At 72.1% G+C, this 14321-nt stretch carries 18 protein-coding genes; 14 read left to right on the top strand and 4 right to left on the bottom strand.

Annotation, left to right across the window (positions count from 1 at the left end):
* Positions 1 to 303: 303 nt before the first annotated feature.
* Positions 304 to 903: a TetR family transcriptional regulator gene (locus ACLQ25_RS29035; protein ID WP_425733935.1), complete on the bottom strand. Its 600-nt coding sequence runs from the start codon at positions 901 to 903 to the stop codon at positions 304 to 306.
* A gap of 233 nt (positions 904 to 1136) precedes the next feature.
* Here ACLQ25_RS29035 and proS point away from each other — a divergent pair, with 233 nt between their 5' ends.
* From proS to ACLQ25_RS28975, 12 genes are all read left to right on the top strand, one after another.
* Complete coding sequence (gene proS / locus ACLQ25_RS29030) at positions 1137 to 2543, top strand: proline--tRNA ligase (protein WP_425733934.1); 1407 nt, start codon at positions 1137 to 1139, stop codon at positions 2541 to 2543.
* Between the two features lie 37 nt (positions 2544 to 2580).
* Positions 2581 to 3201, top strand: coding sequence for a DUF402 domain-containing protein (locus ACLQ25_RS29025; RefSeq protein WP_425733937.1), 621 nt, complete (start codon positions 2581 to 2583; stop codon positions 3199 to 3201).
* A gap of 230 nt (positions 3202 to 3431) precedes the next feature.
* Entirely contained in the window at positions 3432 to 3902 is a 471-nt protein-coding gene (gene rpsP / locus ACLQ25_RS29020; protein ID WP_425733933.1) for a 30S ribosomal protein S16, read from the top strand.
* Between the two features lies 1 nt (position 3903).
* On the top strand, positions 3904 to 4137 hold the full coding sequence (locus ACLQ25_RS29015; protein ID WP_013284588.1) for an RNA-binding protein: 234 nt from the start codon (positions 3904 to 3906) through the stop codon (positions 4135 to 4137).
* Positions 4137 to 4694 (top strand): ribosome maturation factor RimM, encoded by a 558-nt coding sequence (gene rimM / locus ACLQ25_RS29010; protein ID WP_425733932.1) that lies wholly within the window; start codon positions 4137 to 4139, stop codon positions 4692 to 4694. The genes ACLQ25_RS29015 and rimM overlap by 1 nt, the downstream gene beginning before the upstream one ends.
* An 11-nt stretch (positions 4695 to 4705) precedes the next feature.
* The gene (gene trmD / locus ACLQ25_RS29005) at positions 4706 to 5479 is read left to right on the top strand and encodes a tRNA (guanosine(37)-N1)-methyltransferase TrmD (protein ID WP_425733931.1); all 774 of its coding nucleotides are present in this window, start codon (positions 4706 to 4708) and stop codon (positions 5477 to 5479) included.
* A gap of 143 nt (positions 5480 to 5622) precedes the next feature.
* A complete protein-coding gene (gene rplS / locus ACLQ25_RS29000) occupies positions 5623 to 5979 on the top strand; it encodes a 50S ribosomal protein L19 (RefSeq protein ID WP_030335223.1) in 357 nt (118 codons plus the stop codon).
* Positions 5980 to 6160: 181 nt separating this feature from the next.
* Entirely contained in the window at positions 6161 to 7030 is an 870-nt protein-coding gene (gene lepB, locus ACLQ25_RS28995) for a signal peptidase I (protein WP_425733930.1), read from the top strand.
* A gap of 10 nt (positions 7031 to 7040) precedes the next feature.
* A complete protein-coding gene (gene lepB, locus ACLQ25_RS28990; protein WP_425733929.1) occupies positions 7041 to 7676 on the top strand; it encodes a signal peptidase I in 636 nt (211 codons plus the stop codon).
* A gap of 13 nt (positions 7677 to 7689) precedes the next feature.
* A complete protein-coding gene (locus tag ACLQ25_RS28985) occupies positions 7690 to 8247 on the top strand; it encodes an NUDIX hydrolase (RefSeq protein WP_425733928.1) in 558 nt (185 codons plus the stop codon).
* Positions 8241 to 9053, top strand: a complete 813-nt coding sequence (locus ACLQ25_RS28980) for a ribonuclease HII (RefSeq protein WP_355051579.1) — start codon at positions 8241 to 8243, stop codon at positions 9051 to 9053. The genes ACLQ25_RS28985 and ACLQ25_RS28980 overlap by 7 nt, the downstream gene beginning before the upstream one ends.
* Positions 9050 to 9373, top strand: coding sequence for a DUF2469 domain-containing protein (locus ACLQ25_RS28975; RefSeq protein WP_018218957.1), 324 nt, complete (start codon positions 9050 to 9052; stop codon positions 9371 to 9373). The genes ACLQ25_RS28980 and ACLQ25_RS28975 overlap by 4 nt, the downstream gene beginning before the upstream one ends.
* 45 nt (positions 9374 to 9418) lie before the next feature.
* Here ACLQ25_RS28975 and ACLQ25_RS28970 read toward each other — a convergent pair whose 3' ends face one another.
* The gene (locus tag ACLQ25_RS28970; protein WP_425733927.1) at positions 9419 to 10579 is read right to left on the bottom strand and encodes a sulfite oxidase; all 1161 of its coding nucleotides are present in this window, start codon (positions 10577 to 10579) and stop codon (positions 9419 to 9421) included.
* Between the two features lie 128 nt (positions 10580 to 10707).
* On the opposite strand from ACLQ25_RS28970, the gene ACLQ25_RS28965 reads away from it, so the two are divergent.
* Positions 10708 to 11154: a DUF4240 domain-containing protein gene (locus ACLQ25_RS28965; protein WP_425733926.1), complete on the top strand. Its 447-nt coding sequence runs from the start codon at positions 10708 to 10710 to the stop codon at positions 11152 to 11154.
* Between the two features lie 202 nt (positions 11155 to 11356).
* Entirely contained in the window at positions 11357 to 12046 is a 690-nt protein-coding gene (locus tag ACLQ25_RS28960; protein ID WP_425733925.1) for a M23 family metallopeptidase, read from the top strand.
* Here the strand turns inward: ACLQ25_RS28960 and ACLQ25_RS28955 are convergent.
* Together ACLQ25_RS28955 and ACLQ25_RS28950 are read right to left on the bottom strand one after the other, a co-directional pair.
* Positions 11967 to 13148, bottom strand: a complete 1182-nt coding sequence (locus tag ACLQ25_RS28955) for an aminotransferase class V-fold PLP-dependent enzyme (protein ID WP_425733924.1) — start codon at positions 13146 to 13148, stop codon at positions 11967 to 11969. The two genes, ACLQ25_RS28960 and ACLQ25_RS28955, sit on opposite strands and share 80 nt — an antisense overlap.
* Positions 13149 to 13192: 44 nt before the next feature.
* Entirely contained in the window at positions 13193 to 14272 is a 1080-nt protein-coding gene (locus ACLQ25_RS28950; protein WP_425733923.1) for a tyrosine recombinase XerC, read from the bottom strand.
* Positions 14273 to 14321 lie beyond the last annotated feature (49 nt).

Genomic DNA, 14321 nt, shown 5'->3' with positions numbered 1-14321 from the left:
GGCTATCCGGGCAGATGATCACCGGCGAAGATCACCACACCCTGACCAGCACCGCGACTACTCCACGCAGCCTGTCAGTCCCCCTGAACAGCCCAAACAGGATGAGACAAGCTCCAGGATGTAGCGCGATCTTGCCACCCAAGATTCTCACAACATCAGGGATGTTGCTGCTTCCGGCGTGGCTGAGGCAGCAACATCGGTGATGTTGTGAGGATCTTGGGCGCGGGGCGCGGGGCGCGGGGCGCGGGGCGCGGGGCGCGGGGCGCGGGGCGCGGGGCCAGCGGGGCCAGCGGGGCCAGCGGTTCAGTGGGGTGGGCGGGCGGCGGTGAAGAGGTGTACGGCCAGGTTGGCGAGGGCCGTTGCGGTCTGCTCGATCGGCGCGCCGGGGAGCACGATGTGGCTCACCACGAGGCGGACGATCGTGTCGGCGGCGAAGGCCAGCGCGTTCGGGTCCGCGCCCGGTAGGTGGTCGCCGGCCCAGCCGAGCAGCGCCCCCGACGCTTCGGTGAGCACCATCTCGGCCCGGGTGGTGAGGTATGGCAGCAACTCGTCCGAGCCGCCCCGGCCGCTGGTCAGGATCGCTTTGACCAGCGGATTGTCCGAGGCGGTGGCGAGGGTGTGCGCGATCGCCGCGTACGCGCCGGCCCGCACGTCCGAGCCGTGGGTGTCCAGCGCCTCGCGGACGTCACCCACGAAACGGTCCACCTCGCGCCGGGCGAGGGCCTCGGCCAGGCCGGCCTTGCTGCCGAACTCGTTGTAGACGGTCTGTCGGCTCACCCCGGCGGCGGTGGCCACCCCGCCCATTCGTACCGCGTCCCAGCCGGCGGCGATGGTCCGCGCGCGGGCCGCGTCCACGATCGTGTCCCGGAGCCGCTGGCGCGGTGAGCCCGTCGTCGCAGTCATGATGGTCGAATTCTACGCGTGGCCCATCCGCCTCCGGGCCGCGCTGCGTCGGCCCCGGGCGACGCGGCCGACCGGCCAGGCGCAGGGGTGCGATGCCGCCGCGTGCAGGGGTGCGATGCCGTCGCAGGCAAGGGCGCCATGCCACCGCCCGCAAGGGCGCCACGCCGCCACGTGGAGGGCGTGACGCCTCCCGGGCGCGGCGGTGCGTCGCCCGGCGCATAGGATGTGCGGTCATGGCACGCGTGCTCACTCCCCGTGCGGAGGACTTTCCCCGCTGGTACCAGGACCTGATCGCCAAGGCGAAGCTGGCCGACAACGGCCCGGTCCGGGGGACCATGGTCATCCGACCGGCCGGCTACGCCATCTGGGAGCGTATGCAGGCCGAGATGGACGACCGGATCAAGGCGGCCGGCGCGGAGAACGCGTACTTCCCGCTGTTCATCCCGGAGAGCTACCTCAAGCGCGAGGCCGAGCACGTCGAGGGCTTCTCGCCGGAGCTGGCGGTCGTCACCCACGGTGGTGGCAAGCAGCTCGCCGAGCCGGTGGTGGTGCGTCCCACCAGCGAGACGGTGATCGGCGAGTTCATGGCCAAGTGGATCGACTCGTACCGGGACCTGCCGCTGCTGCTCAACCAGTGGGCGAACGTGGTCCGGTGGGAGCTGCGTCCCCGGATCTTCCTGCGGACCAGCGAGTTCCTCTGGCAGGAGGGCCACACCGCGCACGCGACCCGCGAGGACGCCCGCGCCTACGCGCGGCGGATCCTGCACGAGGCGTACGAGGATCTGATGGTCAACGTGCTGGGCATCCCGGTGGTGGTGGGCCTGAAGACGGCCCGTGAGCGGTTCGCCGGGGCGACGGCCACGTACACCTGCGAAGGCATGATGGGCGACGGCAAGGCGCTCCAGCTGGGCACCAGCCACGAGCTGGGGCAGAACTTCGCCAAGGCGTTCGACATCAGCTACTCGGCCAAGGAGGGCGGCCGGGAGCACGCCTGGACGACCTCCTGGGGCACGTCGACCCGGATGCTCGGCGGCCTGATCATGGCGCACGGCGACGACAACGGCCTGCGCGTGCCGCCGCGGCTCGCGCCCATCCAGGCGTACATCATGGTTGTCAAGGACGGCGAGGGCGTCGCGGAGGCGGCGGCCAAGCTGCGCGACGGCCTGCGCGACGCCGGTGTCCGGGTCGCGCTCGACGACCGGACCGACACCGCGTTCGGCCGCCGGGCCGTCGACGCTGAGCTGCGTGGCTATCCGGTACGCGTCGAGGTCGGTCCCCGCGATCTGGCCGTCGGGAACGCGACGGTGGTTCGTCGTACCGACGGATCGAAGTCTCCGACGCCGGTGGCCGACGTGGTCGGCGCGGTCCTCGCGGCGCTGGAGGCCGACCAGCAGGTGCTGCACGACCAGGCGCTGGCCCACCGCAAGTCCCGCACGGTGGAGGTGTCGACCCTCGACGAGGCCATCGAGGCGGCCGCCACCGGCTGGGCCATGGTGCCGTGGTCGGCGGTCGGGGTGGCCGGCGAGGCCGAGGCGAACGGGCAGGGCGTCACGGTGCGCTGCCTGCTGCGGGCCGACGGCTCGGTGCCGGACTCGGAGGACGAGCCCGACCTGGTGGCCATCCTCGCCCGCGCCTACTGAGGTGCTCGTCGACCGGTTCGAGCCGGGTCGGCTGATCATGCACCGCAACGTGCGGCACGGCCGGATTGGCTGGGTGCGCCCGGGGCGGGTGGTCAGCGACGACGAGCGGGGCCTGCTGGTCTGGATCGCCCGGGACTCGCCGGTGGCCCACGAGGTGACCGAGGCCGGGCTCAACATGCGGGCCATGCCGTTCGCCCAGTGGGTCTCGTCGTCGTACCGGTTGGCGCACGGCCACTGGAACGGTCCTCCGCTGTTGAAGTTCCTGCCCACCGGCGCGGCGCATTCGGTGTGGTGGTTCCGGGACGCGCAGGGTCGGTTCGCCCACTGGTACGTCAACCTGGAGGAGCCCGGCGTCCGCTGGGACGACGGCCCGGTGGCCGGCGTCGACGTGGTGGACCAGGACCTCGACGTGGTGGTGCGTCCGGACCTGAGCTGGCAGTGGAAGGACGAGGACGAGTTCGTCGAGCGGCTCGCCTTCGGCGACGACTACTGGGTGACCGACGAGAAGGCGGTCCGGGCCGAGGGAGAGCGGGTGATCGCGCTCGCCAAGGCCGGCGCCTTCCCGTTCGACGGCACCTGGTGTGACTTCACCCCGCCGGCAGATTGGGATGTACCGGACAAACTGCCCCTAGGGTGGGATCGCCCGCCGGTGCGCTGAGAGGTGTTCCGGATCACCGGTGACGTGGTCTCCGGGTCCGATGCGAACGATCGGCGTCGGATCTGGCAGAATGGGTCGCTGGTATCCGGCGCGCGTCCGGCGCCCTCTAACCCGGGCGCGTCGCCAGTCCACCGAGTTGTCTCCGGCCCAACCCCACTGTGCCGGTCGGCGCTCACCCATGCACACCGCCCGTAGTGGGCTGGTGAGATCGCAACAGGAGCGAAACAACTGTGGCCGTAAAGATCCGGCTCCTGCGGATGGGCAAGATCCGCAACCCGCAGTACCGCATCGTCATCGCCGACTCCCGCACCAAGCGCGACGGCCGGGCGATCGAGTTCGTCGGGGTGTACCAGCCGAAGGAGGACCCTTCGGTCATCGAGGTCAAGTCGGAGCGGGTCCAGTACTGGCTGTCCGTCGGCGCCCAGCCGAGCGAGGCGGTGCAGCGGCTGCTGGAGCTGACCGGTGACTGGCAGAAGTTCAAGGGCCTGCCGGCCCCGCCGCCGCTGCTGGTCGCTCCCGAGAAGGCCGACCGTAAGGCGGCGTACGAGGCTGAGTCGAAGGCCGCCGCCGGGCTGGCCCCGGAGACCCCGGCCAAGCCGGCCAAGAAGGCCGCCAAGGCCGCTGAGGCACCGGCTGCTGAGGCCCCGGCGACCGAGGCTCCGGCCGAGACCCCCGCCGCCGACGCCGGTGAGCAGGCCTGACATGCCGCTGCGTCCCGCGTTGGAGCACCTGGTCAAGGGCATCGTCGACCACCCGGACGACGTCCGGGTGCGGATGGTCGATTCCCGTCGGGGCAAGCGGCTGGAAGTCCGCGTGCACCCCGAGGACCTCGGCACGGTGATCGGGCGGTCCGGCCGGACCGCCAAGGCGCTGCGTCAGGTGATCGGCTCCATCGGTGGGCGCGGAGTGCGCGTCGACATCGTCGACTCGTACTGATGCAGCTCGTCGTCGGAAGGATCGGCAAGCCGCACGGTATCCGCGGTGAGGTCACCGTGGAAGTGCGGACCGACGAGCCCGAAGTGCGGTTCGCCCCCGGCACAGTGCTGCGCACTGAGCCGGGGGCGGTTCCGCCGTCCGCGCCCGCGGACGGGCCGGGCGCGCTGTTCCGGGTTCCCGCCGAGCTGACCATCGAGGAGTCCCGGTTCCACCAGGGCCGCATGCTTGTCGCGTTCGCCGGGATTCTGGAGCGCAACACGGCCGAGGCGCTGCGCGGCACGTTGCTCGTGGTGGACAGCGCCGACGTCGAGCCTCCGGAGGACCCGGAGGAGTTCCACGACCACCAGTTGGTCGGTCTGGCGGTGGTCACCCCGTCCGGCGAACGTCTGGGCGAGGTCGCCCGGATCGACCACGCGCCCTCGTCCGACCTGCTGGTGCTGCGGCGGCCCGAGGGGCGTACCGCGCTGATCCCGTTCGTCCGGGCGATCGTCCCGGAGGTCGACCTGGCCGGTGGACGCGTGATCGTCGACCCGCCGGCCGGACTGCTCGATCTTTAGGACCACCCCGCATGCGCGTCGACGTCGTGTCGATCTTCCCGGAGTACTTCGCCCCGCTGGACCTGTCGTTGATCGGCCGTGCCCGGGCCAACGGCGTACTCCAGCTCGCCGTGCACGACCTGCGGACCTGGACCCACGACGTACACCGCACGGTCGATGACACCCCCTACGGCGGCGGTCCGGGGATGGTGATGAAGCCCGAGCCGTGGGGTGCGGCGCTCGACGCGCTCGCGCCGGCCGAGGCCGCGCCGCCCCGGCTGCTGGTGCCGTCGCCGGCCGGGGTGCCGTTCACCCAGGCCATGGCCCACGAGCTGGCCGCCGAGTCGCACCTGCTCTTCGCCTGCGGCCGGTACGAGGGGATCGACCAGCGGGTCCTCACGCACGCCGCCACCCGCATGCCGGTCACCGAGGTGTCGCTCGGTGACTACGTGCTCTTCGGCGGCGAGGTCGCCGTGCTGGTCGTCCTGGAGGCGGTCACCCGACTGCTGCCCGGGGTGCTGGGCAACGCCGGCTCGCTGGACGAGGAGTCGCACGCGCACGGGCTGCTCGAGGCGCCGATCTACACGAAGCCGCCGAGCTGGCGCGGACACGACGTGCCGGACGTGCTCCGCTCCGGGGACCACGGCCGGATCGCCCGCTGGCGGCGCGAGGAAGGGCTGCTGCGTACGGCGGCCCGACGTCCGGACCTGCTGGCCGCGCTGCCCGCCGACCGGCTCGACAAACGGGACATCGCGGCGCTGGAACAGGCCGGATTTCAACCCCCGCCGGGGGATGTGGCAAAGTAGGGGGGTTGCCGCGTCCGCCCGCGCCCGCGGGTGGCTGCGAGGATCCCCGACCGGGGTCGGCCCGCCGACCACCACCCGGGAATCAGAATCACCCATCCGCGCATCGAGTGACGGTGCGCCGTGAGCCTTACGAGGACGCAGCGATGAACATCCTGGACGCCCTTGACGCCCAGTCGAAGCGGACCGACCTCCCCGACTTCCGTGCCGGTGACACCGTCAAGGTGCACGCGCGGGTCGTCGAGGGCAACCGGTCCCGTGTCCAGATCTTCCAGGGCGTCGTGATCCGCCGCCAGGGTGACGGTCTGCGCGAGACCTTCTCGGTCCGCAAGGTCAGCTTCGGTGTCGGTGTCGAGCGGACCTACCCGCTCAACGGCCCGGGCATCGACCGGATCGAGGTCGTGACCCGCGGTGACGTGCGTCGCGCCAAGCTCTACTACCTGCGCGAGCTGCGCGGCAAGAAGGCCAAGATCAAGGAGAAGCGGGAGAAGCAGCCCAGCTGACTTCCCGCTCGCCACGCCGCCTGAGCTGGGCGTATGCCGTACCGACCGGACCGCACTACCCTGGTCGTACGGGCGCAGCCAGGCGGTGGCCCCGCCGACGAGGCGGGCAGCCGTCCACAACCGCCCGTGGAGCCTCGACGAGGCTCCCGGGCGGTGGTGTTTCTGCGGACCGGGGAGTGGCGTGGTGCAGACGCTTGACGAGGACGACACTGTCGATCCGTGGCGCCGGCGGGTTCGCCGCACCCGGCGTCAGATGCCCCTCTGGCAGGAGCTTCCACTGCTGCTCGTGGTGGCCTTCTGCCTCGCGGTGTTGATCCGCACGTTCCTGCTCCAGGCGTTCTTCATCCCGTCCGGTTCGATGGAGGACACCCTCCTGATCGGGGACCGGGTGCTGGTCAACAAGGTCGTCTACGACGTCCGTGACCCGGTGCGCGGCGAGGTGGTGGTGTTCCGGGGCACCGACCGCTGGGCGCCGCAGGTCGACCAGCAGCCGGAGCCCGGGTTCGCCGGCAAGCTCGCCCGGACCGTCGGGGACCTGGTGGGGGTGAGCCGCCCCGGCGAGAAGGACTTCATCAAGCGGGTGATCGGCGTGCCCGGCGACCGCGTCAAGTGCTGCGACTCGCAGGGTCGGGTCACCGTGAACGGGACCCCGCTCGACGAGTCGTATGTGCTGCGCGACTCGCCACTGGACCTGCCGCCCAACCCGCAGGAGTGCCGCTCGCGGCGCTTCGACGAGGTGGTCGTACCCCCGGGTCAGATCTTCGTCATGGGCGACCACCGCGAGGTTTCCCAGGACGCGCGCTGTCAGGGGCCGGTGCCCATCGACAACGTCGTCGGCCGGGCGTTCATGGTGGTCTGGCCCTCGTCGCGCTGGGCGGCGCTCTCGGTGCCGGCGACGTTCGACGACGTGGCCGCACCGGCGACGGCCTCGTCCGGTGTGCCGCCGACCCGTCCGTCCCCGCAGGGCGGTGTGCTGCTGATACTCCCGTTGACGGTCGTGCTGAGGGGTTCCCGCGCGTTCCGGACGGTGACGTCCGGTCCGGCAACGTAGGCTCCTTGGCGTGATTGACGAGCAGACCGACAAGCCGCGTAGCTCCTTCTGGAAGGAGCTGCCGATCCTGCTGGGTGTGGCGATCCTGGTCGCGGTTCTGGTCCGCGCCTTTGTGCTGCAGACCTTCTTCATTCCGTCCCCGTCCATGGAGAACACTCTCAAGATCGATGACCGGGTGCTGGTCAACAAGCTGGTCTACGACTTCCGGTCACCGCACCGCGGCGAGGTGATCGTGTTCAAGGCCCCGACCGCGTGGAGCGGCAACCCCGACGGTGAGGACTTCATCAAGCGGGTGATCGGCATCCCCGGGGACCACGTGGTCTGCTGCGACCCGCAGGAGCGCCTGATGATCAACGGCAAGTCGCTCGACGAGCCGTACATCTTCTCCATCGACGGGGTCCAGGACAAGGCGGCCGACCAGGAGTTCGACATCACCGTGCCGAAGGGTCGGCTGTGGGTGATGGGCGACCACCGGTCCGCCTCGGGTGACTCGCTGGAGCACTGGCAGCAGTCCAACCAGAACATCACCGAGGCCACCATCCCCGAGAGCGAGGTCGTCGGGCGGGCGTTCACCGTCTTCTGGCCCGTCAACCGGGCCACCTGGCTGACCGTGCCCGACCAGTTCGACGGCATTCCCAAGCCGTAGAACGGGCGGGGGCATGGGCGATCGGCCGCCCGTCTGGCAGGCTGGTGCGGTGACCGTGAGGAGTGGGCCGGTGAGCCCCGCAGGCGCGAACACTGCCGACCGCGTCTACATCCCTCGACGCGGGGCGCGGGTGCTGCTGGTCGACGCGGCCGGCCGGATCCTGTTGTTCCACGGCTTCGATCCGGCCCGCCCGGGGCACCGCTACTGGTTCACCCCGGGCGGCGGGCTCGACGAGGGCGAGTCTCCGGCGTCCGGCGCGGTGCGGGAGTTGGCCGAGGAGACCGGGCTGCGGGTCGATCCGGCCGAGCTGGGCGAGCCCGTCTGGTCCGACGCCACCGAGTTCCCGTTCGACGGCGACTGGTACCGCCAGGAGCAGGACTTCTTCCTGCTCCGCGTCCCGGCGTGGCAGGTCGACACCGCCGGCTTCAGCGACGTCGAGCAGCGCAGCATCGCCGGTCACCGCTGGTGGCGGCCCGCCGAGTTGGCCGCCAGCGGCGAGCGGTACTACCCACCCGAGCTGCCCGACCTGCTGGCCCGGCTTCTGCCGCCGGCCGTCGAGGCGTCGTGCTGACCCCGCCGCGCACCGTCGTACGCCGGGAGGCCGGGCTCTACGCGCTGGAGCGGGCGTTGCAGCGGCGTGGCTTCCGGCACGTGGCCGGCGCCGACGAGGCCGGCCGGGGCGCGTGCGCCGGGCCGTTGGTCGCCGCCGCGGCGGTGCTGCCGGAGGGGCGGCGTGGCGAGATCGACGGGCTCGCCGACTCCAAGCTGCTCACCCCGGCCAGCCGGGAACGGGTGTACGCCGAGGTCGTCGACCGCGCCCTGGCGTACGCCGTGGTGATCATCCCCGCCGATGAGGTCGACGCCCGAGGGCTGCACGTGTGCAACCTGGCCGCGATGCGGCGGGCGCTCGCCTCGCTCACCACCCGACCGGAGTACGTGCTGACCGACGGCTTCGGCGTGGACGGCCTTGGAGTGCCGGGGCTGGCGGTGTGGAAGGGCGACCGGGTGGCCGCCTGCGTGGCGGCGGCCAGCGTGCTCGCCAAGGTCACCCGGGACCGGATCATGGTGGAGTTGGACGGGGTGTACCCGGCGTACGGCTTCGCCGAGCACAAGGGCTACATCACCCCGGAGCACAGCGCGGCGCTGCGCGAGCACGGGCCGTGCCGGGAACACCGCTTCTCGTACGTCAATGTCGCCACGGTCTCCGGCCGTGACGGCCGGCCACCGCGCGCCCGGCGACCGGTCGACCCGGGCTCGGACGAGCCGATGGGGCACTCCGGGGCGTCAGGGGGTACCGTCGGCGTGGCGTTGGGCGAGCAGCCTCGGCCTTCGACGCCCGTGGGGGAAGATGTGGTCATGGAAGGCGGAGTGCGATGAGCGCGGAAGATCTCGAGAAGTACGAGACCGAGATGGAGCTGCAGCTCTACCGGGAGTACCGCGACATTGTCCGCCAGTTCTCCTACGTGGTGGAGACCGAGCGTCGGTTCTACCTGGCCAACCAGGTCGACCTGCACGTGCGCAACTCCGACGGCGAGGTCTACTTCGAGGTCGAGATGCACGACGCCTGGGTATGGGACATGTACCGCCCCGCCCGCTTCGTGAAGAACGTCCGAGTGATGACCTTCAAGGACGTCAACGTCGAAGAGCTGGAGAAGCCCGACATCTCCCTGCCCGCCGACTCCGGCTTCGGCAACTGACCGGCCCGTCGCGCCCGGGCCCCCCACCCGAGGCTGACCGACCGGTCACTCGGCCGGTACGACGACCTCGACCCGCTGCACCAGATTGTTGGCGAAGCCACCACGATTCCACGGCTGCTCGACCGGCTGGGTGCGCCCGGACGCGTCGGTCGCCCGTGCGCTGAGCACGTACCGGCCCGGCGTCGCCGTCCACTCGTACCGCCACCGCCGCCAGGCGAACTCTCCACCCGTCGCCGGGTCCAGCTCGGCCTGCGCCCAGCTCGCCCCGCCGTCGACGCTCACCTCCACCGCGACCACCGGCGCGTGCCCGGACCAGGCCCGACCGTCCACCGTGCACGGTCCCGCCGGCAGCACCCGGCGGCGCGTCATGAAATCGGGAAAGCCCGGTGGGCGGACCAGCGCACGCGGCTCGATCCGGGTAACCGGCTCGCCCGGGTCGTCGGCGTTCTGGCGCAGCCGGTAGGCCACCGCGTTCTGGTAGCCGTCGAACGGCGTGGTCCGCACCTCGATCGAGTGCAGCCACTTGACGTGTGCCATGCCGTACCAGCCCGGCACTATCAGCCGTAGCGGCGCGCCGTGCTGCGGCAGCAGGGGAGCGCCGTTCATCTCGTACGCCAGCAGCACCTCCTCGCGCAGCGCGTCGGCCACCGGCAGCGCCCGCTGGTAGTCCTGCTCGACCCCGCGCTCGACACCGTGATCGGCGCCGGTGAAGACCACGTCCACCGCGTCCGGGCCGAGGCCCGCCTCGCGCAGCAGCGGCGCCAGCGGCGTGCCCGTCCACTCGGCGTTACCGACCGCCTCGACCAGCCACGGCTGACTCACCGGCCGGGGGTGCAGCAGGGCGCGTCCGTTGCCGGCGCACTCCAGGGTGACCCGGTGGGTGACCCGGGGCCGTTCCCGCAGCTCGGACAGACCGATGGTCAACGGCCGCTCGACCGCCCCGCCGACGGTGAGCGCGTGGGTCGCCGGGTCCAGCTCCGGAATGTCGTAGTGGATCAGCAGGTAGTGCAGCCCGGCGGGGGTGACGTCGTAACGCAGCGCCTCCAGCGGAAGGGCGTGGTTGCGGGCCGCCAACTGCAACTCGTCGGCGCTGATCGCCTCGTCCGGCTCGGCGAGCCGGGACGGGCCGCTCACGTCCGCCACCGTCGGGCCGGACCCTTCGGCGCCGTCCGCGCGGGACGTCGTCCGATCGTCAAGAGTGGTCATGCCGGCCTCCCCGGTACAGACGGCGGCACCCGCCGTACGCGGCCCAGCCTAGGCCTTGCGTCGGTGCCGGAGAACAGGCACGAGGATTGGTGCCAGTCCGGCCGTATCGATGATGGGTTGAGGATTTGATGCTTGCAGATGAGGAATTCTGGCGGCTCGTCGCGGTGCTGGGCGGCCAGCCCGAAGTCCAGGACGACCGGCCGTACGAGCGGTTGACCTCCATGCTGTCGGACGAGCCGGTGGAGCGGATCATCGATTTTGCCGAGACGCTTGCGTTCAAGCTCTATCAGTTGGACCGTCGGGTACTCGCTCAGTCGGTCCCACCGGGCGCTGATCAGCTGACTGAGGACGGCTTCCTGTACGCGCGCTGCGCGGTCGTGGTGGCGGGGCCTGCGGCATTCGATGCTGTGCTCGCCGATCCGGCGGCGTTCGTACGCTTCACCACCGTCGAGGCCGCGCACGCGGATACGATCCTCGACGTCCCCTCGAACGCCTATCAGGAGCTGACCGGGGTGGAGTGGGACCACGTCGAGGAGTACGACTACGAAACCGGTTCCAACGAACAGTGGTGGTGATCTGACCCGGGCTCGTCCGAGGACGTCGGGAAGGTGAGAGGGCCTTCCCGACGCCTCGGCGAGCCTGGCGCGGACCGCATCTCCTCAGCGCGGCATAGCAGATCATCGGCGCCTCCGGGTGGTCGTCCACAGGACCGTCTGTTGTCCACAGCTTCGGTGGCCGGGCTGGCGGACGACCCGGCCCCGGGCCGAGGCTGCCGGCATGCGATCGCCCTCCGCCAACCGTCTCGGCTCGAACCTCCGTACCGTGCTGCTCTGCGCGGCGTTCCCCCTCGCTCTGATCGTGCAGCTCTGCGGTCTGACGGTGCTGGTGGCATCGGTGCCCGGCCAGCCACCGACGCCGACCGTGCCGATCGCGTTCCAGGCTTCCGCTTCCGCTTCCGCTCCCGCCGAGCGCTTCCGCTGGCCGCTCGACGGGCCACCGCGACTGGTGCGCCGCTTCGACCCGCCACCCCAGCCGTGGCTGTCCGGCCACCGGGGCGTCGACCTGGCCGCCTCGGCGGGAACCGTGGTCCGCAGCGCCGGGCCGGGCACCGTCCTCTTCGTCGGTCTGGTGGCCGGCCGACCGGTGGTCACCGTGGGGCATGCCGAGGGGCTGCGAACCACCCACGAGCCCGTGCGACCCGGGGTACGCCCCGGTCAGGCGGTCGCCGCCGGCGCGCCGCTGGGCGAACTGCTGCCCGGCCACCCGGGTTGCCCGGCAGACGCGTGCCTGCACTGGGGCCTGCGCCGGGGCGAGGAGTACCTGGATCCGCTCGCCCTGCTCGGCCTCGGCCCGGTGCGGCTCCTCCCGCTCGACCCGGTGCGTTCGGTCAGCGCTGGGCGAGCAGCGCCGGCAGCCGTGTGGCGAGCCGCTCGTACTCGCCGGCGGCGTTGTAGACCTGACCGGTGAGCCGCAGCCACCCACGGCCGTTCCAGCTCATCACCGCCACCTCGGCGGCGAGCCGTTCGCCGACGCGCGTCTGCAACGCCCGCGCGGCGTCGATCGTGGCGCCCGTCCCGGCCGGCAGCGGGATGAGACGCAGCGACACCCCCGGTCCGCCGGGGTCGGGCAACTGGGCGGGGGGCACCCCGAGCGCGTCCCCCACCACCCGTTGGCCGTACGCCGCGAGCGCGGCGTTGTGCTCCCGTACCCGGTCGACGCCGAGGCTGCGCAGCGTGAACAGCCCGGCCGGGGCGGCCAACCACGAGGTGTAGTCGAGGGTGGCCTGCCATTCGACCCGGGCCGGGAAGCCGGACTCCTGCTCCCACGACACCACCAGCGGCTCGATTCGCTCGCGCCACTGCGGAGCGACCGCCAGCAGGGCGGTGCCGCGCGGCGCGTACCCCCACTTGTGCAGGTTGCCCGCCCAGAAGTCGGCGCCGATGCTGGCGACCGTGGTGGCGAGCATGCCGGGGGCGTGCGCGGCATCCACCAGGACCGGCACACCGGTCTCGTGGGCCACCGCCACGATGGCGGGGGTGGGGAAGAGCTTGGCGGTGGCGGAGGTGAGCTGGTCGACGACGAACAGCCGGGTCCGTCCCGGGCGCAGGCCGGCCCGGATGGTCTGCACGATCTGCTCGTCGCCGGCGTCCAGCGGAATCGGCAGGACCCGGCTGACCGCCCCGGTGCGGCGGCACTCCCGCGCGATGGCCAGACTCACCGCCCCGTACCCGTGGTCGGTGCTGAGGATCTCGTCGCCGGGTCGCAGGCCCATCGACTGGAGCACCACGGCGACGCCGGTGGTGGTGTTGCCGATCAGCGCGCTGCCCTCCGGATCCGCGCCGAGGAACCCGGCGAGGTGCCGCCGGGTGTGCGCGATCCGGTCGACGAGCCCCTGGGTGAAGAAGCGCAGCGGGTTGGCCTCCATCTCGTCGCGCAGTCGCTGCTGGGCGCGCTGCACGCCGATCGGCACCGCGCCGAACGAGCCGTGGTTGAGGTGGCTGACCGCCGGGTCCAGGGAGAACAGCAGGCGGGCGCCCGGAATCGGCTCGGGAGGCTGCGGGACGCTCACCTGATGATCGTAACCGTCGGGCGGTCCGGCCTCCCCGCCAGTGATCAGGCGCGGGGGTGCGCCTGGCGGTAGGCGGCCCGCAACCGCTCCACCGACACGTGGGTGTAGATCTGCGTACTGGCCAGCGACGAATGCCCGAGCAGCTCCTGCACGGCGCGCAGGTCCGCGCCGCCCTCCAGCAGGTGGGTGGCGGCGGAGTGGCGCAGCCCGTGCGGGCTCGTCCGGGGCAGGCCGGCGGCCTCGGCGTACCCGCCGACGATCTGACGCGCCGTGGTCGGGTTGAGCCGACCGCCACGGGCCCCGAGCAGCAGCGCGTCGCCCGAGTGCGAGGCGACCAGCGCGGGGCGGCCCTGCCGCAGCCATTCGTCGAGCGCCCGCTGCGCCGGCACGCCGTACGGCACCGACCGCTCGCGGCGGCCCTTGCCGAACACCCGGATCACGCGCCGGGCGTGGTCGACGTCCCCGACGTCCAGCCCGCACGCCTCGCTGACCCGTACACCGGTGGCGTAGAGCAGTTCCAGCAGCGCCCGGTCTCGCAGCGCCACCGCCACGTTGGCGGCCGCACTCTCCGCCGCGGCTGCTGTCGTCGCTGCTCTGTCCGGGGCCGCCGCCGTCGTGACGGCACTGGTCGCGCCCGCGCCCGTGCCACCTGCTGGCGGTCCTGTCGTGGGAGTGGAGTGCGCGGCCGTCAGGCGCCGGGCCGGTGCCTCCAGCAGCGCAGCGGCCTGGTCGGCACGCAGGACGCCGGGCAGCTCCCGGTGCGCGCGGGGGCTGGCCAGCGCGGCCCCGACGTCGGCGGGGAGCAGCCCGGCGCGGTGTGCCCACGCGCTGAACGCCCGTGCCGAGGCGGCTCTGCGCGCCAGCGACGTACGGGCGGCGCCGGTGGTCCGCTGCCGGGCCAACCAGCTCCGCAGGACCGACAGGTCGACCTCGCCCAGGTCCCGGCAACCCATCCGCACCGCGTGGTCGAGCAGCGCGACCACGTCCGTGACGTACGCGCGGACGGTGTGCGCCGACCGGTTGCGAACCTGGGAGAGGTGCCCGGCGAAGTCGTCGACCGCGTCCCGCAGTGGCGGTGGCAGGCTCTGATGAGTGGCCCGGGTGCCCCGGGCGGACCGGCTCACGGCCGCCACGCCTCTCGCGGCGTCACCGATGCGGTTCGTCGGGCGGCAC

Origin of the sequence: Micromonospora sp. DT44 (genome assembly GCF_049841635.1) — a bacterium.
Lineage (GTDB): Bacteria > Actinomycetota > Actinomycetes > Mycobacteriales > Micromonosporaceae > Micromonospora.
This window is presented reverse-complemented; position numbering and strand designations above follow the sequence as displayed.